We start from the raw sequence: 25,531 nt of genomic DNA, 5'->3' as shown, positions 1-25,531 counted from the left end.
GGTGTTAATTCACACACGTAAAAGGCGATTTGATGGCGTGCTTACGTTCCAAAAAGAAAACCCCGCCATCGCTGGCGGGGTTTCCAAAATCATAGTCGAAAGATCGGCTGATCTTACTCGTCGCCGGACTTCAGCGCTGCGCCGAGGATATCGCCGAGGGATGCGCCGGAGTCGGAAGACCCGTACTGTTCCACGGCTTCTTTCTCTTCTGCGATCTCGCGTGCCTTGATCGACAGACCCAGACGACGGGTCTTGCTGTCGATGTTGGTGACGCGCACGTCGATCTTGTCGCCGACGGAGAAACGCTCTGGGCGCTGATCCGCACGGTCACGGGACAGGTCGGAGCGGCGGATGAAGGACTTCATGCCTTCGTATTCCACTTCAACGCCACCGTCTTCGATCGCGGTCACTTCCACAGTCACGATGGAGCCGCGCTTCACGCCGCCAACCGCATCTGCGAATTTGTCACCACCGAGGGCTTTGATGGACAGGGAGATACGCTCTTTTTCAACGTCCACTTCGGAGACAACGGCCGAAACCATGTCGCCTTTGCGGTAGTTCTGGATCGCATCTTCGCCACGCTCGTCCCAAGACAGGTCGGAGAGGTGAACCATGCCGTCGATCTCGCCTGGCAGGCCGATGAACAGACCGAATTCGGTGATGTTCTTGACTTCGCCTTCGACCTCGGTGCCCTCTGGATGTGTTTCTGCAAACACTTCCCATGGGTTGCGCATGGTCTGCTTGAGGCCCAGGGACACGCGGCGCTTCGCACCGTCGATCTCCAGCACCATGACGTCCACTTCCTGAGAGGTGGAAACGATCTTGCCGGGGTGCACGTTTTTCTTGGTCCAAGACATCTCGGACACGTGAACCAGACCTTCAACGCCAGCTTCCAGCTCAACAAAGGCACCGTAATCGGTGATGTTGGTCACGCGGCCTTTGTGCACGGACTCCAGTGGGTACTTCGCAGCAACCAGATCCCATGGATCGTCTTGCAACTGCTTCATGCCCAGGCTGATGCGGTGTGTTTCTTTGTTGATCTTGATGACCTGAACCTTAACGGTTTCGCCGATCGTCAGGATCTCAGATGGGTGGTTCACACGGCGCCATGCCATGTCGGTGACGTGCAGCAGGCCGTCAACGCCGCCGAGGTCAACAAATGCACCGTATTCGGTGATGTTCTTGACCACACCGTCCACTGCCTGGCCTTCGGACAGGTTGCCGATAACTTCGGCGCGCTGCTCGGCGCGGGACTCTTCGAGGATCGCACGACGGGACACAACGATGTTGCCACGGCGACGGTCCATTTTCAGAATCTGGAACGGCTGCTTCAGACCCATCAGAGGGCCGGCGTCACGTACGGGGCGTACGTCAACCTGGGAACCTGGCAGGAAGGCCACGGCGCCGCCGAGGTCAACCGTGAAGCCGCCTTTGACGCGGCCGAAGATCGCGCCTTCAACGCGTGCATCGTCTGCGTAGGCTTTCTCAAGGCGATCCCATGCTTCTTCGCGGCGTGCCATCTCGCGGGAGATAACAGCTTCGCCACGGGCGTTTTCAGCCGCGCGCAGGTACACTTCCACTTCGTCGCCAACAGCGATTTCAGGAGCTTCACCAGGATTTGCGAATTCTTTAAGCTCAACGCGGCCTTCCATTTTGTAGCCGACGTCGATGATGGCTTGGCCCGCTTCAATTGCGATGACTTTGCCTTTGACAACCGAACCCTCGTTCGGTGTGTCCATTTCGAAGCTTTCATTAAGGAGGGCTTCGAATTCCTCCATGGTTGTGTTAGCCATGTGGCACTAACTTCCTTTACAAACGTTTTTTTCTGGCCGTGCGGTTGTCTCCGCCGGTCTTGGTTGGTGTCCGCCTTCTGGCAGAGCGATTTGGTCTTGGGCGCGCCAACAACAAGAAAACACAAAAAAACAAAGAGGGCCGGTGCATCCGACCCTGCTCGTCTCATTGTTTTATGGCATTTGCGCCTTATCGACGAGCGCTACATAGCGCCAAAAACCTATGTGGGCAAGCCGATTCCGCCGGTGACGCGATCTCGGCGCAGTGTCGCCTGTTCCACCGCATTCAGCCGCGCGAGTGCCGCCTGCGGATCCCGTGCGCCGCCCGCTTTCTTCCAGATCCCGCTGGCCGAGGCCGGACTCCAGGGCAATGCTGCGCTGCGCAACCACTGGCGCAGCTCCGGGGGCAAGGCATCATAGGCCTGCATTGCACTCCCTTGACGCCGCCGCCCCTTCAGGCTGCTGTTGAGATTTCTACCCATATCGACTCTGCTCTCGCCACAATAATGTTACGTTATTACATATCTGCCACAGCAAATTACAAGGGCCAAAACGCAAAACAGCGGCACCCCGGCAAGGGTGCCGCCGCAACAGAGACATCGCGTCGCTGATCAGCTGATGGTTTTCACCATATCTGCGCGCGATTTGCGCACTTTTTCCATTGGCAACAGCCAGTCGGCGCCTTCCTGACGATAGCCAAGCGGCAGCAGGGTCACCGATTTCAGACCCAAGGCTTTCAGCCCCATGATGTCGTCCACGGCATCCGCATCAAACCCTTCCATAGGACAGCAATCCACCTCCAGCTCCGCCGCCGCCAGCATGGCAAAGCCCAGAGCGATATAAGCCTGACGCGCCGCATGGTCATGGTTTACCGCAGCGTCGCGCGGCAGATACGCGCCTTTGAGGTTTTCATAATACTGCGCAATCATCGGATTTTCGCCGCGCAGCTCTTCCATGTGGCTACGGACCGCATCAATGCGTTCCGCCGAATAGTTGTCCCAGGCCGCAAACACGAGCAGATGGCTGCCCTCAGTGATCTGGCTCTGATCCCAGCCCACTTTGCGAATCTCTTCGCGCATCGCGTCCTGTGTCACCACAAACACCTCAAAGGGCTGCGTGCCGCTGGAGGTCGGCGCCATCCGGATCGCTTCCAGAATAGCCTCCACCTTCTCCTCTGGCACAGCTTTCGCCGGGTCCATTTTTTTGGTGGCATAGCGCCAGTTCATCAGATCTTTGAGTGCGGTCATTTTGGGTCTTTCTCTGTCTTGCGACACGCCAAAGGTAGGGGCCGCAAAGGGTGGTATATTTTCGATACTGACGATATAGAAAGAACCAGATCGCGCCGCAAGAAGTCACATTTTCAATCCCCGGTCACACCGAGGGAACCACCCCAAGGAGCCTCACATGCCGGACACGACACCAAAGGCGCAATGCCCAAACTGCCAACGCATCAACGAGGTGCTGAGCCGGGTGGGCGACCGCTGGTCTGTGCTGATTATCATCTCCCTTGGCGAATATGGCATTCTGCGTTTCAATGAACTGAAGCGCAGATTGGGCATTTCGCAACGGATGCTGTCGCTCACGCTGCGCGAGCTGGAGCGTGACGGGCTGGTCAGTCGCACCTATCACCCGACCATCCCACCGAAAGTGGAATATGCCCTCACCGATCTGGGGCATTCGTTTTTGGAGCCTGTGAAAGCCATGGGATACTGGGCGTTGGAAAACCTGCCGACAATTGACGCGGCGCGAGAAACCTATGATCAGGCGGCGGCGCTGAAAGACAGCGCCTGACGCCACTCCGGCATCGAGATTACGCGCGCTGCGCCTCTACCGCCGCGATGGCCGCCTGCACGGCTGCGTCAATCGCCAGCTCAGACGTGTCAATCAAAACGGCATCCTCAGCAGGTTTCAGCGGCGCCTCGGCGCGCTCCATATCCCGCGCGTCACGCTCTTTCACATCCGCAAGCACAGCCTCACGGCTGGCGTCATGGCCTTTGCCAATAAGCTCCAGATAGCGGCGCTCGGCCCGCACCTCGGCGCTGGCGGTGACAAACAGCTTGGCCTCCGCCTCCGGGCAGATCACCGTGCCAATGTCGCGCCCATCCAGCACCGCACCACCGGCGCGCCGGGCAAAAGCGCGCTGAAAATCCACCAACGCGGCGCGCACCTCACCAATCACCGCAACCCGGCTGGCGGCCTGCGCCACCTCAGGCGTGCGCAGACTGTCCGCCGCCAGATCCTCCGCCGTCAACGCGCGGGCGGCGTCAATCGGGTCGGTGCCGTCCAACGTACGCGCGCCCACTGCGCGATAGAGCAAGCCCGTGTCCAGATGGGCAAAGCCAAAATGCGCAGCAATCGCTTTGGAAATCGTGCCTTTGCCCGCCGCCGCAGGCCCGTCAATCGCAATGGTAAATGCCATGTGTTGCCCTTACTGCGCCGTTATTGAGCTGTGCGTGAGATGGACGCGCCAAGCCCCGCCATCAGCGGTTCAAAAATCGGGAAGGACGTGGCAATCGGGCTGCCATCATCCACGCTCACCGGCTTCTGCGTGGCCATGCCCATCACCATGAAGCTCATAGCAATGCGGTGATCAAGGAAGCTCTCACAGGTCGCCCCGCCCGGCACATTGCCATGGCCGCGCCCTTTGACGATCCACCAATCGTCGCCTTCTTCGACCTCTACGCCATTGGCACGCAGGCCTTTGGCCATCGCATCAATCCGGTCGCTTTCTTTGACGCGCAGTTCCTTCACGCCCTTCATGACCGTGTCACCCTCAGCAAAGGCCGCCACAACCGACAGCACGGGGTATTCATCAATCATGCTGGCCGCGCGCAGCGGGTCGATCTCTGCGCCTTTGAGGTTGGGAGAGAAGCGCGCACGAAGATCCGCCACAGGCTCCCCGCCCTCTTCACGCTCGTTTTCAAAGGTCAGATCCGCGCCCATGGACTGCAGCGCATAAAACAACCCCGCGCGGGTTGGGTTCAGGCCAATGTTTGGCACCAGCACGTCAGAGCCCGGCGTGATGATCGCCGCACAGACCGGGAAAGCAGCGGAGCTTGGATCACGGGGCACCACGATGGTCTGCGGCTTCAGTTCCGGCTGCCCAGTCAGGGTGATCACGCGGCCTTCATTGGTTTCCTCAACCGTAATCTCTGCACCAAAGCCCGCCAGCATGCGCTCTGTGTGATCGCGGGTGGCTTCTTTCTCAATCACCACGGTCTGTCCGGGTGCATTGAGCCCAGCGAGCAGCACCGCAGATTTCACCTGCGCCGACGGCATCGGCACTTCATAACGCACCGGCAGCGGATCACGCGCGCCCACAATGGTCATCGGCAGACGCCCACCAGAGCGGCCAACGGACGTGGCGCCAAACAGCGCAATCGGATCGGTCACCCGCGCCATCGGGCGACCATTCAGGCTTGCGTCCCCGGTGAAGGTCACGGTGATATCGCTGGTGGCCATCGCCCCCATGATCAGGCGCACACCGGTGCCGGAGTTGCCACAGTCAATCACTGTGTCCGGCTCACCAAAGCCCCCCACACCCACGCCATGCACAGACCAGTTGCCGCCGCCATGGTTCACCACCTCCGCGCCAAAGGCCTGCATGGCTTTGCCCGTGTCCAGCACATCCTCGCCTTCGAGCAGGCCACTGATTTTGGTTTCGCCCACGGCCATTGCGCCAAGGATCAGGCTGCGGTGGCTGATCGACTTGTCGCCGGGCACATGCGCCTCGCCAGACAGCGGGCCGCAGGGAGAAGAAGTCATCGGGATCGGGGTGCCATGGCCGGACATATGCGCGTCATCCTTTGTTCAGTTGCCAAAGCTGTTAGCGCAACAGACGCGCCCCGTAAATGCGCGGCGCTTCCTCTTGCCAAAAATATCTCGGGGGTGAGGCCAGGTTCGCCAGAAACTGGCCGAGGGGGCTGGCCCCCTCACACCTTTCGGAAGGTCAGATAGTGCGGCTTGCGGCCTTCGCGGAAAGCTTTCTGCTCATAGCGCGTGGAAATCCAATCCTCCCACGGCTCCTGCCAATCCGCCGGTCTCTCCGCCAACCACTCAAAGCCGTGGCGCGGCACCTGTTCCAGCGCCTGGCGCACGTAGTCTTCAATGTCCGTCGCCACGCGGAAGATCGCGCCGGGCTTGAGCTTGCGTGACAAGGGCTCCAGATGCTCCGGCGTCACAAAGCGACGGCGGTGGTGGCGTTTCTTGGGCCAAGGATCAGGATAAAGCAGAAACGCCCGGCTTAGACAGCCATCCGGCAGCACGTCAAACATGTCACGCGCATCGCCGGGATGCACTTTGATGTTGTCCGCGCCCGCCTGGCGGATCTTGCCCAGCAGCATGGCGACGCCGTTGATGTAAGGCTCACAGCCGATGATGCCCACATCCGGGTTCTGCACCGCCTGATGCACCATATGCTCGCCGCCGCCAAAGCCAACCTCAAGCCAGACATCTTTGTCGCCAAACAGCGCCTTCAGATCAATCTGCTCGCGCTCCGGGTTGTCTTCCCAGCTCACCTTGCCGGGTGACAGCGCCGCGAGATCCTCATCCAGATAGGCTTCCTGACTGGGGCGCAGGCCCTTGCCTTTGAACCGGCCGTAGAAGTTTCGCCAGGGCGCGCCTGAGGGATGGTTTGTGGGTTTGGTGTCGTCAGACATGGCAGCGTGATCCTCGATCTTTGCGCGCAGCCTTTGCCCAAAGCCGCGCCAAAGGTCAAGTTTTGCCGAAAATCAGGCGCAACACCACAACACCGGGAAGGGTCACCACAAACATGGTGATGCCATAGACCGCCGAGGGCACCGCATATTCCGGAATGCCCGCTGCCGCCGCCACCATGCCTGCCACCGCGATGCCCAATGTGGCGTTCTGAACCGCCATCTCCACCGAAATACACAGCCCATCCGCGCCAGACAGGCCGACAAGCCGCGCGACAGCCACGCCCAGCACCAACAGCACCGCATTCAGCCCCATCAGGATCGGAGCAAGTGTGCCCACGTTAGAGATGAACATTGTCCAGTTGGCTGTCAGCGCCGCCGCCACGATGATGACAAACAGCACCAGCGCCACCAGAGACACTTTGCTTTCATAGCGATCCGCAAACCCTGGTGCGACAAACCGCAGAAGCACCCCAATCACCACGGGCACCGCCGTGATGACAAACATATTCATGCCAATCGCAGTGACATTCAGCTCCGGGGCCGCGCTGCCCAGAAAGTGATCCGTTGACCAGCCCACCAACACGGGCACCGTCAAAACAGACAACAGGCTGATCACTGCCGTGAGTGTGATCGACAGAGCCACCGTGCCGCCCGCAAGTTTTGTGAGCATGCTGGATGTCACCCCACCGGGGCAAAACGCCAGTATCATCACGCCCAGCGCCAATCCCGGCGGCAGATCAGACAGGCTGACCAGCAGGAAGGCCACCACAGGCAAGGCAATCACCTGCATCAAGATTCCTGTAATCACCGCACGCGGCAGGCTGAACACGCGGCCAAAATCCGCAAATGTCAGCCCAAATCCCAGCGAAAACATGATTATGGCCAGCGCAAGCGGCAGTGCCACTTCTAAAAGCATCCCGTCGTCCTCCCAGTGTCCCGCCATGACCGTGACACAAAAGTGGAGAAGTCCAAAGAGCTTCTATCTCGTTAGCCCGTGACTACCGTTCATAACAACTGAAATAAGAGTCCAAGGTGTATCAGATTCTGCCATCCATGCGGCGAGAAATACCACTTAACAGCATTAAAAATTGCAATACCAGCAAGGCAACAGTGATCTCCAATTGCTGGTTAGAAAGACTTACCAACAACGCACTTCCAAGTGAAACGTGCGTAGTATCAGTTAAGCTATCCCGCAAATTAACCCTGCTCTTAGTCGAAAGCTCCCATAGAACGAAGTAGATAATAAAACTTGCAGAGGCTGTGACAATCCAGCTCGCATCAAGCAGCGAACCAATGATCGCGAATGGGAGACCAACAAAATAGCTATGTCCTGCTTGATTTGTAACCCAGCCGTACCAGTCTCCCGAAAACTCACTACCCTCACGGAGACTCTGAAAAATTCTCAATAACATAGGCATATTGACAGAAAAGGGGCGCAATTTGCGCCCCCAGTATCCCTTGCTCAGATTGCTTTTTTCAGCTCTTCGACCAAATCGGTGCGCTCCCAGCTGAAGCCGCCATCCGCATCCGGGGTGCGGCCAAAGTGGCCATAGGCTGCGGTGCGCTGGTAGATCGGCTTGTTCAGCTGCAGTTTTTCGCGAATACCGCGTGGGGTCAGGCTCATCACATTGCGGATCGCTTGTTCGATCTCCGCCGGGGCGACCTCTCCTGTGCCGAACGTGTCTGCATAGACAGAAAGCGGCTCAGACACGCCAATTGCGTAGGACAGCTGAATGGTACAGCGCTCTGCCATGCCTGCGGCCACCACGTTTTTGGCAAGATAGCGCGCGGCATAAGCTGCGGAGCGGTCCACCTTGGTTGGATCTTTGCCCGAAAACGCGCCGCCACCGTGTGGGGCTGCGCCGCCGTAAGTGTCCACGATGATCTTACGCCCTGTCAGACCTGCGTCCCCATCCGGGCCACCAATCACAAACTTGCCAGTTGGGTTCACGTGCCACGCGGTGGCGTCCGTGATCCAGCCCTCAGGCAAGGTTTCGCGGATGTAAGGCTCTACAACGGCGCGCACATCCGCGCTGCTCATGGTCTCATCAAGGTGCTGTGTGGACAGCACGATGGAGCTCACCCCCACAGGTTTGCCGCCTTCATAAACCACCGACAGCTGGGATTTCGCATCCGGGCCCAGTGTTGGCTCTTGGCCAGATTTGCGCACCTCGGCCAGACGGCGCAGGATCGCGTGGGAATACTGGATCGGGGCGGGCATCAACGCCTCAGTCTCTGTTGTGGCATAGCCAAACATGATGCCCTGATCGCCCGCACCTTCGTCTTTGTCCTCGGCCGCATCGACGCCCTGCGCGATATGGGCGGATTGCTCGTGCAGCAGGTTGGTGATTTCCACGGTTTCGTGGTGGAATTTCTCCTGTTCATAGCCGATGTCTTTGATACAGGCGCGCGCGATCTCGTCGATCTTGCCCATATAGTCATGCAGCTTGTCCTGATCCGACAGACCAACCTCGCCGCCAATCACCACGCGATTTGTGGTGGCAAAGGTTTCTGCCGCAACGCGGGCCTCTGGTTCTTCTGCCAAAAAGGCATCAAGTACGGCGTCCGAGATACGGTCACAGACCTTGTCTGGGTGGCCTTCCGAAACGCTTTCGGAAGTAAACGTGTAGTTCTGTCGTGTCATGAAGTGCTCCATTGGATAATCGATCGTCACGTCAGGAAGCCGTTGTGACGACAAAGTCTGATCCGCCCTATCTGAGCGGGCGGGCCGGGTCAATCGCTATTGCGCCTCATCGTTAAGGCCGCAACGCATATCAGTAAGACCACCACCGCAAAGCACAGCCAATCCCCGGTGCGCGCATAAAGGGTCAGCGCTAGTGGTTTTGGGAGTGCCGCATCCAGGTATCCCTCGGTGTTGAGCGGCAACGCGTCCAGCACGCGCCCCTGCGCATCAATCACCGCGCTCACGCCGGTGTTGGCGGCGCGCAGCACCGGCAGACCGCTTTCAATCGCCCGCATCCGGGCCTGTGCCAGATGCTGGAACGGACCAGAGAAACTGCCAAACCACGCATCATTGGTCAGATGCAGGATGAAGTCCGGCCGCGCGGGCGCGCCAAACACATCCTGCGGGAAAACCGCCTCATAACAGATCAGCATCAAAGCTTTGCCCAGCGCCCCAAGATCCATCAGCGCAGGCCCCGGCCCCGACGAGAACCCTTCACCATTCTGGCTCGCAAAGCCCGCGATCCCAACGCGCGACAACAGATTGCCCAGCGGGATGTACTCACCAAAAGGCACCAGATGGTGCTTGTCATAGGTTGCGGCCACCGCCCCCTGCCCATCCAGCAGGATCGCCGCATTGTGAATGCGCAGCCCTTCAAACCGGTTGATCCCCAAAACCACGGGCACCCCCGCCGCAGAGCGGTTTATGATTTGAAGCGTTTCTTCGGCGTAATTCAAAAGCACCGGCACCGCGGTTTCTGGCCAGACAATCAAGTCAGGCCGCACCTCACCTGCTGCTGAGGCGCGCACAAGCCGTTCAAAGAACACACCGGTGTGTTCCGGATCCCACTTCTGATGCTGCGGGGCATTGGGCTGCACCAGCCGCACCACCGGACGATCATCCGTTGCGATCGGCTCTGGTGTCGGCATCGGCCCTGCCAGCGCAACCGCACCGGCGAGTCCGAACGGGGCCAACAGGCGCCGCCCACGTTTGGCAGCCAATGACAGCCCCAGCGCAAGACCGACCGCAAACAGCAGCAGATTCAGCCCATGTGGCCCCACAAAGGCCGCGCCCTGCCCGGCCATCCGATCCACCAGCACATAGGAAGGCATGCCCCAGGGAAACCCCGTCAGCACATAGGCCCGCGCAAGCTCCGCAACCGTCAGCGTCAGCACAACGGGCCAGCCGCTGGGATGCAGCCGCTTTGCCCCCCAGAAAGCCGCCATCCAAAACAGCGCCAGCCCCACCGCCATAAAGACAATGGCAAAGGGCGCCATCCAGCCATGGCGCAGCGGATCCACAAAGAAAGGCTCCACAATCCAATGCAGCGACATGGCAAAATAGCCGGTGCCAAAGCCAAGGCCCAACCAGGCACTTTCGCGCCCACGCTGCACCTCATGCAGCAGATAAAACACCGCCGCAAAGGCCAGGAGCGTCGCCCACCAGAGATCAAACGGCGGATGGCCCAGCCCGGCCATGCTGCCCAGCAACGCGCCGCCAGCGGCAATGCGGAAAGGCACAGCACGCCAGCCGCGCCGCCCTTCCGACGATTGGGTGTCAGCCATCCTGCACAACCACCGAAGGGCTGGGCACAAACACACGCAGACGTTTGATGCGGCGTGGATCGGCGTCCACCACCTCAAATTCCACGCCATCCGGGCTTTCCACCACTTCACCCCGTGCGGGCACATGGCCGCTCAGCATAAAGACCAGCCCACCAAGCGTGTCGATTTCCTCGCGGTCCACCTCTTCGTGGTGGGTCAGCGAACGGCCAATGGCGGCCTCAAAATCCTCCAGCGGGGTTTTGGACAGCGCCAGATAGCAGCCAGGCTTTTCCTCAACAAACAGATCCGCCTCTTCGACGTCATGTTCATCAGCGATGTCACCGATCACCTGCTCGATCAGATCCTCAATGGTCACCAGACCATCGACACCGCCATATTCATCAATCACCAGCGCCATATGCCGCCGCTCGGTCTGCATCTTGGTGAGCAGCACGCCAATGGTCATGGACGGTGGCACAAACAACAGCGGACGCAGCACTTTGGCGACATCAAAATCCGCATCGCCATTGCCGTTAAAGCCGTGGCGCAGCGCAAAATCCTTCAGGTGGACAAAGCCGACCGGCGTGTCCAGCGTGTTGTCATAGACCGGCAGACGGGTCATGCCGCTGTCGCGAAACAGCTGCACCAGCTCTGTTTTGGTGATGGTGTTGGGCACCGCGATAATATCAGCCTTGGGAACCGCCACATCCTCAACGCGCATGCGGCGCAGGTTGACCATACCATGGACCTGACCCGCCGGGGCGGAGGGGGCGACCGCGCGCGTTGCGCCCGGCTGCACGGTGTCTTTGGAGCCCAAAAGGCGGCTCAACCAGCCTTTTGATGCGTTTTTCTTGCCTTCCGGCTGCGCGCGGAGCGCTGCGTTAGAAGACCCGTCTATACTGTCGCCCATCTGTCCTTTCCGATGATCGGTGTCATTGGTCTGTTAAGCGAGGCTTTCGCGCCCCTTAGTTGTCGTCATATGGGTCCGGCAGACCCAGTTTGCCAAGTATGGCCACCTCGTGACCTTCCATCAAAGTGGCATCTTTGTCACGGATATGATCATACCCCAAAAGATGTAACACGCCATGAACAACAAGATGCGTGCAATGATCTGTCAGCGATTTACCCGCCTCCTCTGCCTCTCTGAGGCAGGTGTCATAGGAAATCGCGATGTCCCCCAGCTCTTCCGGCATGCCCATCATGGAGGGCTCAGGCGCATCGGGCGCGCCCCCATCTTCCTCTGCACCACGCTCCTCGCTGGGCCAGCTCAGCACATTGGTGGCCTTGTCCTTGTCGCGAAAATCGGCGTTCAGCACGGCAATCCGCGCATCATCACAGGCCAACACGGCAATCTCGAAATCCTCAGCCTTAAGCGCTAGATGCGCCAAGGTCGCCTGCGCGGCAGTTTCGGCAAGGGTTTCGAAATCAAGCGTGTCCCACCGCGGGTCTTCCAGGATGGTGTCGGTCAGCATGCAGGCGTCGCACGGGGGCTGACTGCCCCCGCACCCCCGTGGATATTTTCAGAATGAGACACGCTCATGCCTTCTTTTCTTTTTCCGCCAAAGCGCGCACCGCATCGGCGTCATAGGCTTTGATGATCGCAGCCACCAGCGGGTGGCGCACCACATCCTCAGCCGTGAAATAGTTGAAGCTGATGTTGGAAATGCCTTTGAGCAGACGTTCCGCATCTTTCAGGCCGGAGGGCACGCCGCGCGGCAGGTCGATCTGGCTGCGGTCGCCTGTAATCACCATGCGCGAGCCTTCGCCCAGACGGGTCAGGAACATTTTCATCTGCATGGTGGTGGCATTCTGCGCCTCATCCAGCACCACAAAGGCATTGGCAAGCGTGCGCCCGCGCATGAACGCCAGTGGTGCGATTTCGATCTTCTTTTCCTCAATCAGCTTGGCCAGCTGTTTGCCGGGTAAGAAATCATTCAGCGCATCATAAAGCGGCTGCATGTAGGGATCGACCTTGTCCTTCATGTCGCCGGGCAGATAGCCAAGCTTTTCACCCGCTTCCACCGCAGGGCGGGAAAGGATGATCCGGTCCACCTGACCAGAGATGAACATGCTCACCCCCACCGCCACCGCCAGATAGGTCTTACCCGTACCCGCAGGACCAATGCCGAAGGCCAGCTCGTTGTTAAACAGCGACAGAACATAGGCTTTTTGCGCGTCTGTGCGCGGCTCAATCAGCTTTTTCCGGGTCTTGATCTCAACCGGGCCGCCTTTGAACATCTCCAGCTGGTCACCATCGCGCGCGCCGGTCTCTGCCTCTGAGGGTCCCATACGGATCTCGCGATCAATATCTCCGGGATCGACGGATTTGCCACTCTCCAGCCGTGTGTAAAGCCCAGTCAGCACCTCAACGGCCTCTGCCTGTGCAGGCTCTTCGCCGTGAATATCAAGCTGGTTGCCCCGACGCAGGATCTGGACGCCAAGCTTCTGCTCTATATCTGCAAGATTGCGATCGTATTCGCCGCAAAGTTCGATCAGCAAACGGTTGTCTGGGAACTCGACCGACGCTGGTTTGGGCGCGGTGGTGGCGGGCGGTTGGGACGTTGTGCCGGTGGGCAATCACTTCTCCTGTAGCGAAGGGTCTGTGCCTATCGTGCCAAGTTGGGCCGCCACGTGCAAGCGCACGCCAGTGAATTTTCCATGACGCCTGCAAATTTCATCACAGGCGCCCAAAAGAAAAACGCCGCCAGCACAGGGCTGACGGCGCGCATTTGTGTCGATCTGGATCCGATCAGATCCAATCGCCAAACTTGGAACCTTCTTTGTAAGGCCCAGTCGCCACGCCGGGAGGGGCCGCACCAGAGCAGACCGGCTTGCCATAGGGATCCAGACGCTGAGACAGATAGCCTTCTACACCGTCATCAATGATCCAGTGGTCACACCCATTTGGATCGACCCAGACCCCGGCAATAAGGTTGCTTAGGTGGCCAGAGTCGCGGCCATTGTCCACAGTCTTGTCAATTTTTGGCTCCACACAGGCAGACACGCTCGCGGCCAGCCCAAGAAGAAGAACACCTTTGATCCGTTTCATGCTCGCTCCCCTTCAGCGCAGGCAGATGATTTCAACGCGACGGTTTTCCGCCATGCCCGCTGACGTGCGGTTGGTGGCGCGTGGCATACGCTCGCCATAGCCGCGCACATCCGCAACCCGCGCACCGCTCTGACGGGCAACTTTCGCCACCGCATTGGCACGGTTGTAGCTCAGGCGCATGTTGTAGCTGTCGCTGGCGCGGCTGTCCGTGTGGCCCAAGATGATAAAGGCAGAGGCGTTTGCGCTTTTGAAAAACTCCGCCAGTTTCTGGCGGTTGGCCGTGTTGATGTAATGTTTGTCCGTGGCAAAGAACTGGTCAGAGTTCATCACCCCACAGATATTGCCCCGGCGGCAAACCGGAATACCCTGGCGGTTGACGTGTGGGGTCATGTAGCCCTCCACACCATCGTCCATCACCCAGTGCTCACAGCCATCTGGATCCACCCAGACAGTTGGCACATAGCGCTGGCCAAGCACCGTGCGCTGGTTCTGCGCGAGGGCGGGTTCGGCAATGGACATAAGCGCAACACAGGCAGCTGCCGCACTCCCCAAAATCGCCCGCATTTTATTTTTGGAATTTTTCGCCACAGCGATACCCTCTCCATAACCCCCGAAAGCTTCGTTCAATCGAAACACGTTCTAAATCAAGGCTTTCAACATTGTCTTAAAATGCAGTGAAAAGCGCATTAAGTGAAGAAGAAATGCAAAGTTCTCGCGGCTGGCACATAAAAATATGGTCATAATGTGACAAAGGCGCGCCCATCAAAATGGAGCGCCGTCATCAATTTTTGGCTGTGCCCGACAATGTTTCCGCAGCGCGATCAATCGCCGATCAGCACTCCCCCCAGAGAGTTGGTGCTGCTCTCCACGATTCTCACGCGTTTGATCTCGCCGATTTGCCCTTTGGGATCATGCACATAAACCGCATGCAGATAATCGGACTTGCCCACCATCTGCCCATCCAGACGCCCCGGCTTTTCATAAAGCACGCTCACCTCTCGCCCGACCATGCTGTCCTGAATTTCGCGCTGCTGCGTGCTGAGCAGCGCCTGAAGACGTTGCAGACGGTCGCTGGATTTGGCCTCATCCACCAGCGGACGCTCCGCCGCAGGCGTGCCGGGACGGGTGGAATATTTGAAGCTGTAGGCCTGCCCGTAGCGGACCTCTTCAATCAGATCCATCGTGTCCTGGAAATCCTCTTCGGTCTCTTCTGGGAAGCCGACGATGAAATCACCAGACAGCAGCATATCCGGCCGCGCGGCACGGATGCGCTCGATCAGCTTGATATAGCTGTCGCGGTCATGGCTGCGGTTCATGCGTTTCAGGATCTTGTTGGAGCCGGACTGCACCGGCAGGTGCAGATAGGGCATCAGCTTTTCGCAGGTGCCATGGGCCTCGATCAGATCGTCCATCATGTCGTTGGGGTGGCTGGTGGTAAAGCGAATACGCTCCAGCCCATCGATCTTGTCGAGTTCCCAGATCAGCCCCGCCAAAGTCATATCGCCCGCGCCATGCAGACCATGATAGGCGTTCACGTTCTGGCCCAGCAGGGTGATTTCACGCACGCCGCGCTCCACCAGATCCCGCGCTTCGGTCAGCACGCGATCCACCGGGCGGCTTACCTCGGCGCCACGGGTGTAGGGCACAACACAGAAGGCACAGAATTTGTCACAGCCTTCCTGCACGGTCAGAAACGCAGTGGGCGCACGCTTGGCTTTAGGGCGGCGCTTGAGCTTTTCAAATTTGTCTTCTTCCGGGAAATCCGTGTCGAGCGCCTTCACACCCTCCTGGGTCTTGGCCTCCATCTCTGGCAGACGGTGATAGGCCTGCGGCCCCACGACCAGATCCACCAGTGGCTGGCGGCGCATGATTTCTTCGCCTTCAGCCTGCGCCACGCACCCTGCCACACCGATCTTCAGGTTTGGCTTTTCCGCCTTAAGCCCCTTGAAACGCCCGAGTTCGGAATAAACTTTCTCCGCCGCTTTCTCCCGGATGTGACAGGTGTTGAGCAGGATCATATCCGCGTCATCTGCGTTGTCCGTCGTCTCGTAACCAGCGCCCCCCATGGCCTCTGCCATGCGCTCGCTGTCGTAGACATTCATCTGACACCCGTAGGTCTTGATGAAGAGCTTCTTTTTCTCAGCTTCAGTATTTTCGGCCATGGCACTCATCCTGTCGCGTCTCGCGGTTTCAAGGCGCGTCTCTACATCAAAAAGAGGGGTGCTTGCAATGCAGAGGGTTTTGGCAGATTTTAACACAAACAAGCGCATGAAAGAACGCGCAAAAACGCATGTGGGGCAGTGCATGACATACGACTCGCTGGAGCAATTCCTGCAAACCGGTCAGGACCACCTTGCCAAAGGCCCGGTTGCCCTGATTTTTGCCGAAGATGATGTGGAGCTTGCCAGCACGCTGCGCCACCATCTGTCGCTGGGCTTTCAATCTGTCATCGCCTTTATGCCGCACAGCTTCAAACTGCCCGCAGATCTGACAGAGCGCTGCCAACGTGTGACCATGGAGCGGGCCAATGGCCAACCCATGCGCGAGGCGGTGAACGCCATCACCAAAGCCGCGCCTGACATCTGGCTCTACTACTGCTTCAACGCGGAGTATCTGTTTTATCCGTTTTGTGAAACGCGCGGCATTGGCGAAATGCTCGCCTTTCACTCTGAGGAGCGCCGCGATGCGATGCTGACCTATGTGATTGATCTCTATGCGGCAGATCTGTGGCAGACCCCAAACGCCGTTTCACTTGACACCGCGCAGCTCGACCGCTCCGGCTATTACGCGCTGGCGCGGCCTGACGCGGAGAACCACGATCAGCCCAAAGAACGGCAGCTGGATTTCTTTGGCGGCCTGCGTTGGCGGTTTGAGGAGCACATCCCCTCCAACCGGCGCAAGATCGACCGGATCTCGATTTTCCGCAGCCAACCCGGCCTGATCCTCAATGAGGATTTCACCTTCAACGATCAGGAATACAACACCTACGCCTGCCCCTGGCACAACAACCTGACCGCGGCGGTGTGCTCCTTCCGAGCGGCCAAAGCGCTGAAATCCAATCCGGGCTCAACCTTCGACATTCAGCAATTCAGCTGGCACAACTCCGTGCGCTTTGAATGGCACTCCCGCCAACTGCTCGACCTTGGCCTGATGGAGCCGGGGCAATGGTTCTAGCATGGTGGTTCTGACAGGCGGCCCTCACTAGCATGGCGACCGTTTGGTTCTTGGCTTTCGTCGCGCTTGCGTGTTGCGCAACGTGGTGGGGCACCATGGCGGTTTCGCTCTACAGAGCCATGAAAGCGCGGGGCACCACAACGACGCGAAGCCTCTACATACCGCTGGCACAGATCTCTGTGCTTTTTGTTCTGGGCGCGCTTTACCTCTCCCTGATCCCGCCCATTTTGGCAGTCATCTTTCCTCCGGTCTTCCTGCTGTATCTCGCCTCCCTCTCCAGATACGCCTACCTCGTGCCAGAACTCTTTTTCCCAAGCATGGCGCTGCCACTTATCATGAGCGCAAGTCTGTTTGCCCTGCTACATCTGGCAAAACCATCGCTCAGCCGCATGTGGCGCGCGCTGGTGCATCCCATGATTGTCGTGGTGAGCGTGACCCTCAGCCTGAAAGCAACGGAGTTCATGACCCAAATGCGGATTGAGGCCGCAGGCAAACGCCAAGGCGCCATCTGCGTCTCATCGTTCAATCTGCAAAGAGCCTTAGCGCATCATGCCAAGGACTTTCGCTCCCCGCATGCCTTAGCCGTGATCGATGGCCACTTGCATGAATACAGCTTTTCAAATGACAGCTTTGGCCCGCCAGTGTTTGAACTGACGGGCACCTCTAAGCCGGAACATTATTGCGGGTAAGCCCCTCAGAACGCCACCAAAACCGCGCCCTTGCGCCCCCCTGCTTCGACCAGATCATGCGCAGCCCCGGCCGCATCTGGGGCAAACACATTGGGGGTCTCAAGGGTCAGCGCGCCCGCCGTCAACGCGTCATGCAGACGTGCAATCGCCGCATCCCGCGCCGCTTTGGGCAGGATGTAAATCAAGGTAATGTCAAGCTTCAGCGCCTTGAACAGCATGGGGCCAAACGGCATCTCAGGTGTCATGTCCTTGGCAGAACCATAGGCGGCAATGGTGCCCAACGGCTTCATGACCTCGGCAAGCAGCGCGAGATTGGGCCCCAGTTCAACCTCCACCGCGCGGTCCACGCCACCACCGCTGACAGCCAGAATATCTTCCGCCAAAGTTGGGCTTGCGTAATCAAACACATGTGTCGCCCCTGCTGCCTTCACCCGCGCCATATCGCGTGCACCACAGGTGGCGATCACCGTCGCCCCGCCCCAGGCCGCAAGCTGCACCGCCAGAAAGCCAACAGAGCCGCCGCCACCGGAAACCAGCACCACCTTACCCGTCACATCCCCGTCGCCAAACACGGTCTGCGCCGCGGTCAGACCGGGAATGCCCAGCACTGCCCCCACTTCCAGAGAGACCGTTTCCGGCAGGGTCACGGCCTGATCCGCAGGCAAAACCACATATTCCGCACAGGTGCCAAAGGGGCGCTGCCACTGACCGTTCCAGATCCAGACACGCGCGCCGACGCGCGCCGCATCCACGCCTGCGCCCACCGCCTCAATCACACCGGCACCATCGCTGTGGGGCACGATCACCTCAAACGGCGGTTTGGTCACACCGGGGCGCGTGCCACTGCGTGCCTTTGCGTCCGAGGGATTCGCGCCTGAAAAAGCAACCCGCACCAAAACCTCTCCCGCGGCCGGGGTTGGTTTTGGCAATTCCTCCACCTGCAATACATCCTGCGCTGCGCCAAATTTGCGCCAGGTCACTGCCTTCATCGCGCGCTCCCTCTCTGTTGTCGTACGGTCAGTTTCCGCGCATGCTGACACAGGCAAAGGCCACGCACAATTGCGCGACCGCCACGTCACAACATGTCAGAAAGTCAGGCGCCGATCAGGTGCGGCGCAGGCGGATCACCACGTCGATCTTGGAAATCTCAGCACCTTCGGGCGCGTCCGGCAAGCGGGCAATCTTGAGCTGCTCAGACGGCGCATCGGTCAACACACGGTCATCTTCCCAGAAGAAATGCGGGTGATCGCCGGTGTTGGTGTCAAAGTAGCTTTTGGCGCCATCAACCGTGATTTCCTGCATCAGACCAGCCTCACAAAACGCACGCAGCGTGTTGTAAACTGTCGCCAGCGACACACGATCCCCGGAATCCTGCACAGAGGCATAGAGGCTTTCCGCCGTCACATGGCGGTCATTGCCGTCGCCCACCAGCAGAGCCGCCAGCGCCACACGCTGACGCGTCGGGCGCAGCCCACCGGATGCCAGCCACTTCGTGCCAACCTGTACCGGGGTATCTGAGATATGTGCCTGTGTGCCGTCTGTCGTGCTCATGGGTCAAATCCTGATTGTGCGGGTCATGTTTAGCGCATTTTAAGGGGCAGTTTCAATTGAAAATGAGTCGCAAGTGGGAAACAGACCCTTTCAGACAGTGGGTCTGCCCGAAAGAGGCGCCCCCACAGCCGCCTTGCAGGGGCATGGGCGCAAGTGCTAGAGGGGTCCAAATCAAACGGACTGATAAGGGACCCCAGAATGGCCGACTATCCAACGAGCTTTGACAAAGACGATCTGCTGAAATGCGCGCGCGGCGAGCTCTTTGGTCCCGGCAATGCGCAGCTCCCAGCCCCGCCCATGCTGATGATGGACCGCATCACCGAGGTCTCCAGCGACGGCGGCGCCCATGGCAAAGGCCACATTCTGGCAGAGTTCGACATCACGCCAGACCTCTGGTTCTTTGATTGTCACTTCCCAAACAACCCAATCATGCCTGGCTGTCTGGGTCTGGACGGTCTGTGGCAACTGACCGGCTTCAACCTCGGCTGGCGCGGCTGGCAGGGGCGCGGCTACGCACTCGGTGTGGGCGAAGTGAAACTCAAAGGCATGGTGCGCCCGGACCGCAAGATGCTGACCTACAAAATCGACTTCACCAAAGCCATCCAAACCCGCCGCCTGACCATGGGCGTGGCCGACGGCATCGTCGAAGCCGACGGCGAGGTGATCTATGAGGTCAAAGACATGAAGGTGGCGCTCAGCGAGAGCTGATTTTGGGCGATTATGAGCTGTCTTTCTCACTAAGCTATTTTTTCAAAAGAGGCCCGAGGGCCTCTTTTATTGCATTCGATGGCAAAGCTAAGAACTCTCTGAATATTAGTAGATTTCTCACCTTTGAATAGCTTCCAATGCGTCGTCTATACTTGCTGATGCCTCGGTGAAAAATTCTAGCAGATCGCTAACAGAGTTCATCGCATGGCGTTTTGCTTGATTAAGATTCGACGTCAAACGGGGTGTTGAACCAATTGCATCTTTAAAGCCAGCCACTTGCCCGTAAACCATGTCAATGGTATTTCTTAAAGCTTGAAAGCTATCAACAATAGCCTCAAGTTCGCCATCTCCCGTCATGCCATCTTGGTCGGAAATTATGACCGCGTGCTGCGTACATCGTAGCGCGACGCCGAACTCACGTCGCGCATCTGGAACATCCTGATCAAGCAGGTGAGTAAATCGTCGCATTTCTGAAGCAACCTTATCAACGACTAGTTTGGCATTTTTTCTGTCCTGCCTTGTGTCTCCAGTCTGTTTTAGGTTTGAAATCTCATTTGTTCGCACCATTAGCTTTGTTCCGAACCTAGCCGTTGATGCTGCCATCCTGTCGATCGTTTCAATAAAGTTGTCCAAAGCATCGGAAATCATATCCGACAACTCCATCAACCCAAGATCCTCATCAAAGGAGTCAACAACAACCATTGCGCTACTGTTTTCTGATACTGTATCAACCTGACGGTCATCTCCTTGCGCCTCTGCCAATGCCGCTTCCGAAATTCTGTCAAGTGCTTTCATCAAAGCAGTAAGAAGTTTGGTCTTCAGGTTTTCGGGTGTATCAAACTCCCCGTATACTCCGAGACTACCAATCTGTTCTTTGAATTTTGAAACCTTCAGGAACTGCTCGGCATCGATTGGCAACTCAGATCTTCTTGGATCCTTGAAGTAAAAGAGTATTTCTGGACCACCTTCATCAGAGCTAAGCCTGTCAAAAGCCATTCGGAACTCTTCTTCAGTACCGGAGTCAAAATTCTCTGTTTTTTGCCCAAACCTGTTACATAGAATGCCTACGAAAATATCGTAATCATCTCCAATTTGCTTGTTTATTAAGGCTTGAGGTTGCCCTCCCATTTCAGGTGCAACGTCTCTCTCCCACCTAAGAGGGTTCAAACGAAACCCCTCCTTTTCACCTTTAAGCTTATTGATCTGATCAATTGCCTCTTCAACGATATCCCGCTCAGCGTCAACATCGGAAGGCGATGAAATAAACACGTCGAATTGTTTTATGTTTTTGGCCATGTGTGCGAATCCAAAATCTACCACTCATAAGGTAGTCGGTATCATCACTGGCGCGCTTAAGGCGATCCATTTTTGTGGCAAACGCCTAAAGCACCAACTTGCATCATGCAATTTTATAAGAGGCCCTTTGTTTCGCGCAAAACAGTCCCCCCCAACCCACCTTGCGCCTACCCGCACAAATCCCCTACATAGACGCCAGCAAACTAAGGGAGAGCGCACATGCGTCGCGTCGTCGTTACCGGACTGGGTATCGTTTCCTCGATCGGCACCAATGCCGAAGAAGTCACCGCCTCGCTGAAAGCAGGCAAATCTGGCATCTCTGCCAGCCCGGAAATGAGCGAGCATGGCTTCCGCAGCCAGATCGCCGGTCATATTGACATCGACCCCAAAGAACATGTGGACAAACGCACCCTGCGCTTCATGGGCCCCGGTGCGGCTTATGCCCATATCGCCATGCAACAGGCGATTGCGGATTCCGGCCTCGCCGAAGATCAGGTTGTAAACGAGCGCACCGGCCTTGTGGCGGGCTCAGGCGGCCCCTCGACCTCCTCCATGCTGGTCGCGCACCAGACTGTCGAGAAAACCGGCGCAACCAAGCGCATCGGGCCGTTTGCCGTGCCAAAATGCATGAGCTCGACGATTTCGGCGAACCTCGCCACCGCCTTTAAGATCAAAGGCATCAACTATTCCATTACCTCGGCCTGCTCCACCTCGCTGCACTGCATCGGCAACGCCGCAGAGCAGATCATGATGGGCAAGCAGGATGTGATGTTTGCCGGCGGCGGTGAAGAACTCGACTGGACCCTGTCCTGTCTGTTTGACGCCATGGGCGCGATGAGCAGCAAATATAACGACACCCCGGAAAAAGCCTCCCGCGCCTTTGATGAGGACCGCGATGGGTTTGTGATCTCCGGCGGCGGCGGCATTGTGGTGCTCGAAGATCTCGACCACGCACTGGCCCGCGGCGCAAAAATCTACGCCGAAGTCACCGGCTTTGCGGCCACTTCTGATGGCCATGACATGGTCGCCCCATCTGGGGAAGGCGGCGAGCGCGCCATGCGTCTGGCGCTCTCCACCCTGCCAGAGGGCCGCAAGGTGGATTACATCAACGCCCACGGCACCTCCACGCCAGTCGGCGATGTGGGTGAGGTTGAGGCCGCCCGCCGCGTCTTTGGCGCAGGCAACGTGCCACCGATCTCTTCGACCAAATCCATGACCGGCCACGCCCAAGGTGCGGCAGGAGCGCTTGAGGCAATCTTCTGCCTGCTGATGCTCGATCAGGATTTCATCGCCCCGTCGATCAATGTGGACACGCTGGCCACCGGCATCGAGCCGGGCGAAGTGGCGACCTCTTATGTCGAGAATGCCGGCCTTGATAGCGTGATGACCAACAGCTTCGGCTTTGGCGGCACCAACGGCTCCATGGTTCTCAGCAAATACAAAGGGTAATCCCCATGACAGGTGTACTGGCGGGCAAACGCGGCCTCATTATGGGCGTCGCAAATGAGCGGTCGATTGCATGGGGCATTGCCCGCGCCATGCATGAGGCCGGGGCAGAGCTCGCCTTCACCTATCAGGGCAATGCCTTTGGCAAGCGGGTCAAACCGCTTGTCGAAAGTGTCGGAAGCGATCTGCTTCTTGACGTGGATGTGACCGATGACGCCTCGCTGGATGCGGCCTTTGCACAGCTGGCGGACGCATGGCCCACCATCGACTTTGTGGTGCATGCCATCGCCTATTCAGACCGCAACGAGCTGACCGGGCGTTTTGTTGACACCACGCGCGACAACTTCAAGAATTCGCTGGATATTTCCTGCTATTCCCTGATCGAAGTGGCCCGTCGCGCGCATCCGATGATGGCGGAAAACGGCGGCACCATCCTGACGCTGACCTATCAGGGCGCCAACCGCGTGACCCCGTTTTACAATGTCATGGGCGTGGCCAAAGCCGCGCTGGAAAGCGCAACCCGCTATCTGGCCAGTGACCTTGGCCCCGATGGCATCCGCGTGAATGCGATCTCCCCCGGTCCGATGAAAACCCTCGCGGGTGCGGCCATCGGTGGCGCACGCGCCACCTTCAAACACACCGAGGAAAACGCCCCCCTGCGTGCCAATGCCACGCTCGACGCAGTGGGCGGCACAGCGGTCTATCTCGCCTCCGACGCAGGCGCCTGCACCACAGGCGAAGTGCTGCGCGTGGATGGGGGCTTTCACGTGCTGGGCATGCCCCTCACCGAAAACCTCTAAGCTTAAACCTCTGGGGCCGCGCCTATTGCGCCGCCTCATACTCCACGCCAATGGCCTGCAAAATCTCTGCCGCACCGCCTTGGCGCACCCGAGCCACGCCCGCACCTGCCCATTGCGCACCGAACCCCGGCTCGCCAGCGGCTTTGGCCGCTGCATTCAGCTGTTTCGCCACATCATAAGCCACAGGATAGTCCGGCACCCGTGCATGCAGCGCCTCTCCCAGCGCCACATATTTGTTGCGCAAGCACCGCGCCGGGCGGCCTGACAAGGTGGGCGTCAGCTCTGAGGGCTGCAGCGCCGGATCTCTGAGCGCCGCGCGATAGCCCGCATCTGCCGCGGATTCCGTACAATCCAGAAAGGCGGTGCCAAGCTGTGCCACCGCCGCACCCGCCGCCAGCGCACGCGCCACGTCTGCACCATCCATCAACCCACCGGCGGCAATGATCGGCACATCAACCTCCGCCCCCAACGCACGCACAAGCGCCAAGGTCGACAGCGCCGCGTCCTCCGCCTCTGGATCAAACATGCCGCGATGCCCGCCAGCCTCAATGCCTTGCGCCACAATCGCATCCACGCCCGCCGCCTGACAGGCGCGTGCCTCCTCCACATTGGTTGCGCTGGCAAAAACCAGATTGCCCGCCGCCTGCAGCTCTGCAATCCACCCAGTATCCGGCAGACCAAAATGCAGGCTCACCACACCGGGATTCTCCTCCAAAAGCATGTCACACATCGCCCGATCCACCGCGAAACTCTTGTAGATCTCATGCAATGTCTGTGGCGGCTCTGCCCCATAGCGCGCAAAGGTCGGCGCAAGTGCGGCCAGCCACGCAGTTTCCACATCCGCATCCCGCACGGCAGGCTCATGGCAGAACAGATTGGCATTGATCGGCCGCTCTGTCAGCGCACGCGCCGCCTGCAGCATCTGGCGCGCACCGTCCACACCTGCCGCGCCAAGCCCCAAGGCACCAAGCCCTCCGGCATTGCTGACGGCCGCTGCCATCTCAGGCGTGGACACCCCCGCCATCGGCGCCTGAAACAAGGGCCACGTGAGGCCCAGTTTTTTGACCAAATCCATTGCCTGTCCTCCTTGCGCCCACGCTACTGCACCGCGCTCAAAAGGCCACCCAGAAACGCGTTCATCGCCCCAAATGACCCTTTCAAAGCGCTTTTAGAGCGCCTCAAGCCTTTCAAAAATCTCATAGCGGCCCAGCGCGATCAGCATAGCCGCCCCACTTGGAAAGCGGGGTTTTTGCGCAATATAGACACCTTCATTTAACTTTTATTCGGATTGAACCCAAATGCAGCTTTATGCAGTCTTATCGGCCATCGTCGGGGTGGTGCTCATGTTCTTTTTAGCAGCCAATATTCTCAGCGAGGCGCCCCGACTCAAAAAACTCGAGCCTTTGCTTGTGGCCCTGAGTCTTGGAATCGTGTTTTGGGCACTGTTCTCCTCAACATCAAACAGCACAAGCCCCTTGCGCCAGGACTTCCCGCCAAGCCAGATCAACATCTTGAACTGGATCGGACGGTAAGCTCACCCCAGAAAAACAACCCCACGCCAATACCTCAGGCGTCAGACACACAGCAAAAAGCCCGCCAAATATAGGCGGGCTCTGCAAAACGCTTATCGCGCTTCAGCTCAATTGATTGACACAAGCTCAATTGCGAATGTCAGATCTTTACCCGCCAGCATGTGGTTGGCATCCAGCTTGACGCTTTCGTCAGTGATTTCCACCACGGTCACCGGCACAATCTGACCTGTCGGAGATTGCATCTGCAGCTGCAGACCGATTTCCAGCGGGATCTCTGCCGGGATCTGTTCGCGCGGCACATCCTGCACAGCTTCGTCATGACGCGGGCCATAGGCCTGATCCGCCGGGATCTCCGCAACCTTTTTGTCACCGACGCTCATACCATCCACAGCGCTGTCAAAGCCTGCGATCACCTGACCAGAGCCAAGGGTGAACTCCAGCGGGTCACGCCCTTCGGAACTGTCGAAAACAGACCCATCGCTCAGGGTGCCAGTGTAGTGGATACGGACGGTATCGCCCGATTTTGCTGCGGTCATGAAATGTCCCATCTGTCAGCATGACCCGACCAAAGTGTCGGCTTGAGCGCCGCACCCTATAGACCTTGGTGTTAA

28 protein-coding genes and 1 riboswitch are annotated in these 25,531 nt (G+C 58.5%); of the genes, 7 read left to right on the top strand and 21 right to left on the bottom strand.

Going from position 1 to position 25,531, the window contains the following annotated elements:
- Positions 1–113: 113 nt before the first annotated feature.
- The 3 genes from rpsA to PJL69_RS18885 all read right to left on the bottom strand — a co-directional run bounded on the left by rpsA (position 114) and on the right by PJL69_RS18885 (position 3,037).
- Positions 114–1,793 (bottom strand): 30S ribosomal protein S1, encoded by a 1,680-nt coding sequence (gene rpsA, locus PJL69_RS18895; protein WP_209100522.1) that lies wholly within the window; start codon positions 1,791–1,793, stop codon positions 114–116.
- 218 nt (positions 1,794–2,011) lie between these two features.
- Entirely contained in the window at positions 2,012–2,272 is a 261-nt protein-coding gene (locus tag PJL69_RS18890) for a DUF6525 family protein (protein WP_271311072.1), read from the bottom strand.
- Positions 2,273–2,401: 129 nt separating this feature from the next.
- The gene (locus tag PJL69_RS18885; RefSeq protein WP_271311071.1) at positions 2,402–3,037 is read right to left on the bottom strand and encodes an NAD(P)H-dependent oxidoreductase; all 636 of its coding nucleotides are present in this window, start codon (positions 3,035–3,037) and stop codon (positions 2,402–2,404) included.
- 157 nt (positions 3,038–3,194) lie between these two features.
- Between PJL69_RS18885 and PJL69_RS18880 the strand changes: the two genes are divergently transcribed.
- Positions 3,195–3,581 carry a winged helix-turn-helix transcriptional regulator gene (locus PJL69_RS18880; protein ID WP_209100528.1) on the top strand — a complete coding sequence of 129 codons (387 nt, stop codon included), beginning with the start codon at positions 3,195–3,197 and terminating at the stop codon, positions 3,579–3,581.
- A gap of 19 nt (positions 3,582–3,600) precedes the next feature.
- Here the strand turns inward: PJL69_RS18880 and PJL69_RS18875 are convergent, their stop codons facing one another.
- The 13 genes from PJL69_RS18875 to miaB all read right to left on the bottom strand — a co-directional run bounded on the left by PJL69_RS18875 (position 3,601) and on the right by miaB (position 15,886).
- Positions 3,601–4,209: a (d)CMP kinase gene (locus tag PJL69_RS18875; protein ID WP_271311070.1), complete on the bottom strand. Its 609-nt coding sequence runs from the start codon at positions 4,207–4,209 to the stop codon at positions 3,601–3,603.
- A 20-nt stretch (positions 4,210–4,229) separates the two neighbouring features.
- Positions 4,230–5,582 carry a 3-phosphoshikimate 1-carboxyvinyltransferase gene (gene aroA / locus PJL69_RS18870; protein ID WP_271311069.1) on the bottom strand — a complete coding sequence of 451 codons (1,353 nt, stop codon included), beginning with the start codon at positions 5,580–5,582 and terminating at the stop codon, positions 4,230–4,232.
- Between the two features lie 140 nt (positions 5,583–5,722).
- A complete protein-coding gene (gene trmB / locus PJL69_RS18865; protein WP_271311068.1) occupies positions 5,723–6,448 on the bottom strand; it encodes a tRNA (guanosine(46)-N7)-methyltransferase TrmB in 726 nt (241 codons plus the stop codon).
- Positions 6,449–6,503: 55 nt separating this feature from the next.
- Complete coding sequence (locus PJL69_RS18860) at positions 6,504–7,364, bottom strand: bile acid:sodium symporter family protein (RefSeq protein ID WP_271311067.1); 861 nt, start codon at positions 7,362–7,364, stop codon at positions 6,504–6,506.
- Positions 7,365–7,485: 121 nt separating this feature from the next.
- Positions 7,486–7,887, bottom strand: coding sequence for a hypothetical protein (locus PJL69_RS18855; protein ID WP_271311066.1), 402 nt, complete (start codon positions 7,885–7,887; stop codon positions 7,486–7,488).
- A 23-nt stretch (positions 7,888–7,910) separates the two neighbouring features.
- Positions 7,911–9,092, bottom strand: a complete 1,182-nt coding sequence (gene metK / locus PJL69_RS18850) for a methionine adenosyltransferase (protein WP_271311065.1) — start codon at positions 9,090–9,092, stop codon at positions 7,911–7,913.
- Positions 9,093–9,096: 4 nt separating this feature from the next.
- A riboswitch (SAM-SAH riboswitch) is annotated at positions 9,097–9,146 on the bottom strand.
- Positions 9,147–9,181: 35 nt separating this feature from the next.
- Positions 9,182–10,696, bottom strand: a complete 1,515-nt coding sequence (gene lnt, locus PJL69_RS18845; RefSeq protein WP_271311064.1) for an apolipoprotein N-acyltransferase — start codon at positions 10,694–10,696, stop codon at positions 9,182–9,184.
- Positions 10,689–11,585 (bottom strand): hemolysin family protein, encoded by an 897-nt coding sequence (locus PJL69_RS18840; protein WP_271311063.1) that lies wholly within the window; start codon positions 11,583–11,585, stop codon positions 10,689–10,691. Before PJL69_RS18840 ends, lnt begins: the two co-directional genes overlap by 8 nt.
- Before the next feature lie 55 nt (positions 11,586–11,640).
- Positions 11,641–12,147 carry an rRNA maturation RNase YbeY gene (gene ybeY, locus PJL69_RS18835; RefSeq protein ID WP_271311062.1) on the bottom strand — a complete coding sequence of 169 codons (507 nt, stop codon included), beginning with the start codon at positions 12,145–12,147 and terminating at the stop codon, positions 11,641–11,643.
- 64 nt (positions 12,148–12,211) lie between these two features.
- Positions 12,212–13,252, bottom strand: coding sequence for a PhoH family protein (locus tag PJL69_RS18830; protein WP_271311061.1), 1,041 nt, complete (start codon positions 13,250–13,252; stop codon positions 12,212–12,214).
- Between the two features lie 172 nt (positions 13,253–13,424).
- Positions 13,425–13,724, bottom strand: coding sequence for a hypothetical protein (locus PJL69_RS18825; protein ID WP_271311060.1), 300 nt, complete (start codon positions 13,722–13,724; stop codon positions 13,425–13,427).
- A gap of 12 nt (positions 13,725–13,736) precedes the next feature.
- Complete coding sequence (locus PJL69_RS18820; protein ID WP_247743599.1) at positions 13,737–14,243, bottom strand: OmpA family protein; 507 nt, start codon at positions 14,241–14,243, stop codon at positions 13,737–13,739.
- A gap of 302 nt (positions 14,244–14,545) precedes the next feature.
- A complete protein-coding gene (miaB, locus tag PJL69_RS18815) occupies positions 14,546–15,886 on the bottom strand; it encodes a tRNA (N6-isopentenyl adenosine(37)-C2)-methylthiotransferase MiaB (RefSeq protein ID WP_271311059.1) in 1,341 nt (446 codons plus the stop codon).
- 142 nt (positions 15,887–16,028) lie between these two features.
- On the opposite strand from miaB, the gene PJL69_RS18810 reads away from it, so the two are divergent.
- Together PJL69_RS18810 and PJL69_RS18805 are read left to right on the top strand one after the other, a co-directional pair.
- Positions 16,029–16,898 carry a hypothetical protein gene (locus PJL69_RS18810; RefSeq protein ID WP_271311058.1) on the top strand — a complete coding sequence of 290 codons (870 nt, stop codon included), beginning with the start codon at positions 16,029–16,031 and terminating at the stop codon, positions 16,896–16,898.
- Between the two features lie 95 nt (positions 16,899–16,993).
- On the top strand, positions 16,994–17,587 hold the full coding sequence (locus PJL69_RS18805) for a hypothetical protein (RefSeq protein WP_271311057.1): 594 nt from the start codon (positions 16,994–16,996) through the stop codon (positions 17,585–17,587).
- Between the two features lie 5 nt (positions 17,588–17,592).
- Here the strand turns inward: PJL69_RS18805 and PJL69_RS18800 are convergent, their stop codons facing one another.
- Both PJL69_RS18800 and irr read right to left on the bottom strand, forming a co-directional pair.
- A complete protein-coding gene (locus PJL69_RS18800) occupies positions 17,593–18,576 on the bottom strand; it encodes an NADPH:quinone reductase (protein ID WP_271311056.1) in 984 nt (327 codons plus the stop codon).
- A gap of 115 nt (positions 18,577–18,691) precedes the next feature.
- Positions 18,692–19,138, bottom strand: a complete 447-nt coding sequence (irr, locus tag PJL69_RS18795; RefSeq protein WP_209100575.1) for a Fur family transcriptional regulator Irr — start codon at positions 19,136–19,138, stop codon at positions 18,692–18,694.
- A gap of 198 nt (positions 19,139–19,336) precedes the next feature.
- Here irr and fabA point away from each other — a divergent pair, with 198 nt between their 5' ends.
- Positions 19,337–19,846 carry a bifunctional 3-hydroxydecanoyl-ACP dehydratase/trans-2-decenoyl-ACP isomerase gene (gene fabA / locus PJL69_RS18790; RefSeq protein ID WP_271311055.1) on the top strand — a complete coding sequence of 170 codons (510 nt, stop codon included), beginning with the start codon at positions 19,337–19,339 and terminating at the stop codon, positions 19,844–19,846.
- Between the two features lie 117 nt (positions 19,847–19,963).
- Here fabA and PJL69_RS18785 read toward each other — a convergent pair whose 3' ends face one another.
- Positions 19,964–21,142, bottom strand: coding sequence for a DUF4062 domain-containing protein (locus PJL69_RS18785; protein WP_271311054.1), 1,179 nt, complete (start codon positions 21,140–21,142; stop codon positions 19,964–19,966).
- A gap of 219 nt (positions 21,143–21,361) precedes the next feature.
- Here PJL69_RS18785 and fabB point away from each other — a divergent pair, with 219 nt between their 5' ends.
- Together fabB and PJL69_RS18775 are read left to right on the top strand one after the other, a co-directional pair.
- A complete protein-coding gene (fabB, locus tag PJL69_RS18780) occupies positions 21,362–22,591 on the top strand; it encodes a beta-ketoacyl-ACP synthase I (protein ID WP_271311053.1) in 1,230 nt (409 codons plus the stop codon).
- A gap of 5 nt (positions 22,592–22,596) precedes the next feature.
- A complete protein-coding gene (locus tag PJL69_RS18775) occupies positions 22,597–23,388 on the top strand; it encodes an enoyl-ACP reductase FabI (RefSeq protein WP_271311052.1) in 792 nt (263 codons plus the stop codon).
- A 22-nt stretch (positions 23,389–23,410) separates the two neighbouring features.
- Here the strand turns inward: PJL69_RS18775 and PJL69_RS18770 are convergent, their stop codons facing one another.
- Complete coding sequence (locus tag PJL69_RS18770; protein WP_271311051.1) at positions 23,411–24,463, bottom strand: NAD(P)H-dependent flavin oxidoreductase; 1,053 nt, start codon at positions 24,461–24,463, stop codon at positions 23,411–23,413.
- Positions 24,464–24,686: 223 nt separating this feature from the next.
- Between PJL69_RS18770 and PJL69_RS18765 the strand changes: the two genes are divergently transcribed.
- Positions 24,687–24,920 (top strand): hypothetical protein, encoded by a 234-nt coding sequence (locus PJL69_RS18765; protein ID WP_271311050.1) that lies wholly within the window; start codon positions 24,687–24,689, stop codon positions 24,918–24,920.
- Positions 24,921–25,027: 107 nt separating this feature from the next.
- Here the strand turns inward: PJL69_RS18765 and PJL69_RS18760 are convergent, their stop codons facing one another.
- Positions 25,028–25,456, bottom strand: a complete 429-nt coding sequence (locus PJL69_RS18760; RefSeq protein ID WP_271311049.1) for an FKBP-type peptidyl-prolyl cis-trans isomerase — start codon at positions 25,454–25,456, stop codon at positions 25,028–25,030.
- Positions 25,457–25,531 lie beyond the last annotated feature (75 nt).

It is taken from the genome of Shimia sp. MMG029, assembly GCF_027947445.1.
GTDB lineage: Bacteria > Pseudomonadota > Alphaproteobacteria > Rhodobacterales > Rhodobacteraceae > Shimia.
The sequence above is the reverse complement of the archived record's forward strand: the minus strand, read 5'-3'. Positions and strand labels throughout refer to the sequence as shown.

Excerpts from the sequence above, each read along its gene's own strand:
- rpsA (WP_209100522.1), bottom strand. The coding sequence starts at position 1,793 with ATGGCTAACACAACCATGGAGGAATTCGAAGCCCTCCTTAATGAAAGC.
- PJL69_RS18890 (WP_271311072.1), bottom strand. The coding sequence starts at position 2,272 with ATGGGTAGAAATCTCAACAGCAGCCTGAAGGGGCGGCGGCGTCAAGGG.
- PJL69_RS18885 (WP_271311071.1), bottom strand. The coding sequence starts at position 3,037 with ATGACCGCACTCAAAGATCTGATGAACTGGCGCTATGCCACCAAAAAA.
- PJL69_RS18880 (WP_209100528.1), top strand. The coding sequence starts at position 3,195 with ATGCCGGACACGACACCAAAGGCGCAATGCCCAAACTGCCAACGCATC.
- PJL69_RS18875 (WP_271311070.1), bottom strand. The coding sequence starts at position 4,209 with ATGGCATTTACCATTGCGATTGACGGGCCTGCGGCGGCGGGCAAAGGC.
- aroA (WP_271311069.1), bottom strand. The coding sequence starts at position 5,582 with ATGTCCGGCCATGGCACCCCGATCCCGATGACTTCTTCTCCCTGCGGC.
- trmB (WP_271311068.1), bottom strand. The coding sequence starts at position 6,448 with ATGTCTGACGACACCAAACCCACAAACCATCCCTCAGGCGCGCCCTGG.
- PJL69_RS18860 (WP_271311067.1), bottom strand. The coding sequence starts at position 7,364 with ATGCTTTTAGAAGTGGCACTGCCGCTTGCGCTGGCCATAATCATGTTT.
- metK (WP_271311065.1), bottom strand. The coding sequence starts at position 9,092 with ATGACACGACAGAACTACACGTTTACTTCCGAAAGCGTTTCGGAAGGC.
- lnt (WP_271311064.1), bottom strand. The coding sequence starts at position 10,696 with ATGGCTGACACCCAATCGTCGGAAGGGCGGCGCGGCTGGCGTGCTGTG.
- PJL69_RS18840 (WP_271311063.1), bottom strand. The coding sequence starts at position 11,585 with ATGGGCGACAGTATAGACGGGTCTTCTAACGCAGCGCTCCGCGCGCAG.
- ybeY (WP_271311062.1), bottom strand. The coding sequence starts at position 12,147 with ATGCTGACCGACACCATCCTGGAAGACCCGCGGTGGGACACGCTTGAT.
- PJL69_RS18825 (WP_271311060.1), bottom strand. The coding sequence starts at position 13,724 with ATGAAACGGATCAAAGGTGTTCTTCTTCTTGGGCTGGCCGCGAGCGTG.
- PJL69_RS18820 (WP_247743599.1), bottom strand. The coding sequence starts at position 14,243 with ATGTCCATTGCCGAACCCGCCCTCGCGCAGAACCAGCGCACGGTGCTT.
- miaB (WP_271311059.1), bottom strand. The coding sequence starts at position 15,886 with ATGGCCGAAAATACTGAAGCTGAGAAAAAGAAGCTCTTCATCAAGACC.
- PJL69_RS18810 (WP_271311058.1), top strand. The coding sequence starts at position 16,029 with ATGACATACGACTCGCTGGAGCAATTCCTGCAAACCGGTCAGGACCAC.
- PJL69_RS18805 (WP_271311057.1), top strand. The coding sequence starts at position 16,994 with ATGGCGGTTTCGCTCTACAGAGCCATGAAAGCGCGGGGCACCACAACG.
- PJL69_RS18800 (WP_271311056.1), bottom strand. The coding sequence starts at position 18,576 with ATGAAGGCAGTGACCTGGCGCAAATTTGGCGCAGCGCAGGATGTATTG.
- irr (WP_209100575.1), bottom strand. The coding sequence starts at position 19,138 with ATGAGCACGACAGACGGCACACAGGCACATATCTCAGATACCCCGGTA.
- fabA (WP_271311055.1), top strand. The coding sequence starts at position 19,337 with ATGGCCGACTATCCAACGAGCTTTGACAAAGACGATCTGCTGAAATGC.
- PJL69_RS18785 (WP_271311054.1), bottom strand. The coding sequence starts at position 21,142 with ATGGCCAAAAACATAAAACAATTCGACGTGTTTATTTCATCGCCTTCC.
- fabB (WP_271311053.1), top strand. The coding sequence starts at position 21,362 with ATGCGTCGCGTCGTCGTTACCGGACTGGGTATCGTTTCCTCGATCGGC.
- PJL69_RS18775 (WP_271311052.1), top strand. The coding sequence starts at position 22,597 with ATGACAGGTGTACTGGCGGGCAAACGCGGCCTCATTATGGGCGTCGCA.
- PJL69_RS18770 (WP_271311051.1), bottom strand. The coding sequence starts at position 24,463 with ATGGATTTGGTCAAAAAACTGGGCCTCACGTGGCCCTTGTTTCAGGCG.
- PJL69_RS18765 (WP_271311050.1), top strand. The coding sequence starts at position 24,687 with ATGCAGCTTTATGCAGTCTTATCGGCCATCGTCGGGGTGGTGCTCATG.
- PJL69_RS18760 (WP_271311049.1), bottom strand. The coding sequence starts at position 25,456 with ATGACCGCAGCAAAATCGGGCGATACCGTCCGTATCCACTACACTGGC.